This is a genomic window from Tissierella sp., from assembly GCF_052089545.1.
GTDB lineage: Bacteria > Bacillota > Clostridia > Tissierellales > Tissierellaceae > Tissierella_A.
Window position 1 is genome coordinate 1 of record NZ_JBQDAA010000241.1, and the last position, 3,195, is coordinate 3,195.

The following is a 3,195-nucleotide window of genomic DNA, read 5'->3' on the forward strand; positions in this document are numbered from 1 at the left end:
ATAACACTATAAAGACACATACAGCAACTCCTTAAATGGGTTTCGTATGTGTCTTTATAGTGTTGATCACTTCATATTTTAGTTGGTCAAAATCCTTATCATATGTAGCAATATATACCACTAAATTTACAGCATCTTTTTGATCAATATCTAAAAGCTGTCCATTGATTTTCAAAAAGACAAAAGTAGCTAAGAAAGCAGTACGTTTATTTGCATTATGAAAAGGATGTTTCTTTATCAATTGTATAAGTAGGATAGCTGCTTTTTCATAAATCGAAGGATAAACCTCTTCACCAAAAGCTGAGGCTCGAAGTTGTCCTACACACATTTCTAAAGCATTCGCGTCCTTTACACCAATGGGTTCATTAGGAGAGTATTTTTTTATTTGGATCACATTCATTTTTATAACATCTTTGGCTTCTAGGTAATGAACACTCATTTATCGACAAGCTCTCTAAAAGTAGTATCATATTCAGTTAATGCTTGAGATATTGCTACATCGATCTCATCAGATAAGGTTTGTTTTTTTGTAATTGCTGCTCGAAGTTTTTCTTCATCTAAAAAAACCGTATCTCCAGGATTTAACCCATTTTCTTTAAGAAACTCCTTTGAAATAGTTAATACTACTGAATTCCCTACTTCTCTGAATTTTCTTTCTTTGATTGCCATAGTCTTCTCCCCTTTTTTGTTTGTATATACAGTATATACGCTTATTGATTTTAAATCAATCGTAGTCCCTCTCATGTCTAACTCTATAGAAAGATTGTTCTTTCTATAGAATTAAGAAAAACCAAAAAAATTTTTAGAATACAAACTACTATCCCCTCGCCTATTTATATATACCATTTATTTTATATGATTATATAGAACCTTATATAATTTGTGTTTTCCAAAAAAAATATAGCATACCAATTGACAAACGTCCCTATAATTGGTATAGTCCAATTGTAGGGGTACTCCTCTCTCCTACTTATTGAAAGGATGAATGACATGAAAAATACAGAAATATATCAAAAAATAGATACAATCATACTTCATATGCCCGATTATATAAAAGATTTTGTTCAAGATCGTGAAGATAAAGATCAATCACCTCGAACCACTTTAGAATATCTAAAAAATTATAAGCTCTTTTATGAATGGCTTCTGAGTGAGTCTATCGTTCCTGATACTTCAATCACCTCGATAAGACATTTAACTGCCTATGACCTAAACTTGTACAAATCTCATTTGAAACGTCGCGCAAAAGAAAATGTAAAAAAAGATACAACAAAAGCTAAGCTCGAAGATAATAATAACTTAGGCCTATCCACTTCTACTATCAATAGAAATATAACAGCATTGAAAGTTCTATTTAAATATCTTTCGAAAAGTTCCAATAATCCTCTAGGAAAACCATACTTAGACGATAATCCTATGGACCAGGTAGCAACTATCACAGATAAAACAACTTTAGCAGCTCGTGCAAATGCCATTGAGAAAAAATTATTTCTAGACGAAGATACACAAAATTATCTAGATTATATTGCCAATGAATATAAAAATACTTTGAGCAAACGAGCTCTGATCTATTACCATCGAGATGTAGAAAGAGACCTGGCGATCAATGCACTGATTTTAGGATCTGGATTGAGACTCTCCGAGGTTGTAAATATTAACTTAGATGATCTATCTTTGGATAAGAATAATGTGGTAGTAACTAGAAAAGGAAATAAGAGAGATGCGGTCAATATAGCAGCGTTCGCAATGGAATATTTAGCTAATTATCTAGCTATTCGGAAAGAAAGATATAAAGTGACAGAAAACGAAAAAGCATTATTTCTAGCAATTTACCAAGGAGAAGCCAAACGTATATCCGGTATTGCAATCGAACGGATGGTAGCAAAATATTCGAAAGGATTCAGAGTCCAAGTCAGTCCGCATAAACTGCGTCATACATTGGCTACTAGACTCTACCAACAGACAAATTCTTTGGTATTGACTGCCCAACAATTGGGACATTCAAGTACCAATACAACGACTTTATATACCCATATAGACAATGCGGCTACAATTGATGCATTGAATTCATTATAAAAAAAGTCCAACTACAAATAGATTTCGTAGTTGGTTTTTTTTATCTCTAATCATGCAAAGATTAAATACCTAATTTAAATCCTTTTAAGGAAGCACCGATTTCATCTTCTGTAATTCCAATATATCTTTTAGTAATCGATTGAGAACTATGATTAAAAATAAACATTAAGGTAGCAATGTCTCTAGTTTTTTTGTAGTAGTGATACCCAAAAGTTTTTCTTAATGTATGTGTTCCTATATCATCTCTTCCTAATTTTTCCGCTATATCCGCATATATCTGATAGACACGATCCCTTGTTATATGTCGACCTTGTTGCCGACTTGGAAACAACCAATCATTTTCTTCTTTGCCTTCAGTATATAATAAAATCTCTTCTCTCAAATTATCTATGAAAATCGGTTTTCGCTTACCTGTTTTACGTTCAACAATAATAGGCTTACTTTTACCTCGTATATCTCCAACTTTTAATCCTATAATGTCTGACATACGTAACCCATTATTGATTCCAAACAAAAATAAAAAACTATCTCTTTCCGGATTACTTGTTCTTCTTAGCCAAAACTGAAAATCTTGTATCTCTTCATTTGTCCTTAACGGTTGTACATTATAGCTCACTATTGTTTCCCTTCTTAAAAATATTCTGAGTTCATGATTATATATATATTTTACCATAATCATAAACTTATATACATACTCTGTTCAAAGTCAAGAAAATCAAGGGATTTAGTTTATGATTTTATATCATTTCAGTAACTCAGAATATTCCGACTTTTTTGTACAAAAAAATTAACCTTACTTATATGAAGATTCTAAGCTCTTATTTAAATTTTAGACGGGCAGTTATCCGTAGAAGTTCTTAGAATAGCTAATTTACATAATTAAATTATATGAAATTTAAGTTTGAACAATATACTAAGAACTCCCCTTACTATAAAGTGAAATAAATTAGCATATGAATAACCGTGCTACCAAGCTTTTCATTAATAAAATATTTTTATTAATATTTTATAACTTTACGCAAGATCATAATTTTGGGGAGCGTCAATAATTTTGTGTAAATGATTCTTCCCTACTGCAGATTGTTTCTAATTCTCAATCAGTTGGCTTAGCATTTGTTC

The 3,195-nt window shown here is 31.3% G+C and carries 4 protein-coding genes; 1 reads left to right on the forward strand and 3 read right to left on the reverse strand.

The window, feature by feature from the left end; translation table 11 throughout:
- Positions 1–31: 31 nt before the first annotated feature.
- Together ACTHW2_RS12260 and ACTHW2_RS12265 are read right to left on the reverse strand one after the other, a co-directional pair.
- Entirely contained in the window at positions 32–439 is a 408-nt protein-coding gene (locus ACTHW2_RS12260; protein WP_058138410.1) for a type II toxin-antitoxin system death-on-curing family toxin, read from the reverse strand.
- Positions 436–669: an addiction module antitoxin gene (locus tag ACTHW2_RS12265; protein WP_002295764.1), complete on the reverse strand. Its 234-nt coding sequence runs from the start codon at positions 667–669 to the stop codon at positions 436–438. The genes ACTHW2_RS12260 and ACTHW2_RS12265 overlap by 4 nt, the downstream gene beginning before the upstream one ends.
- A gap of 321 nt (positions 670–990) precedes the next feature.
- Between ACTHW2_RS12265 and xerS the strand changes: the two genes are divergently transcribed.
- Entirely contained in the window at positions 991–2,076 is a 1,086-nt protein-coding gene (xerS, locus tag ACTHW2_RS12270) for a tyrosine recombinase XerS (RefSeq protein WP_002295762.1), read from the forward strand.
- A 61-nt stretch (positions 2,077–2,137) separates the two neighbouring features.
- Here the strand turns inward: xerS and ACTHW2_RS12275 are convergent, their stop codons facing one another.
- Positions 2,138–2,755: a tyrosine-type recombinase/integrase gene (locus ACTHW2_RS12275; RefSeq protein WP_072538840.1), complete on the reverse strand. Its 618-nt coding sequence runs from the start codon at positions 2,753–2,755 to the stop codon at positions 2,138–2,140.
- Between the last annotated feature and the right edge of the window lie 440 nt (positions 2,756–3,195).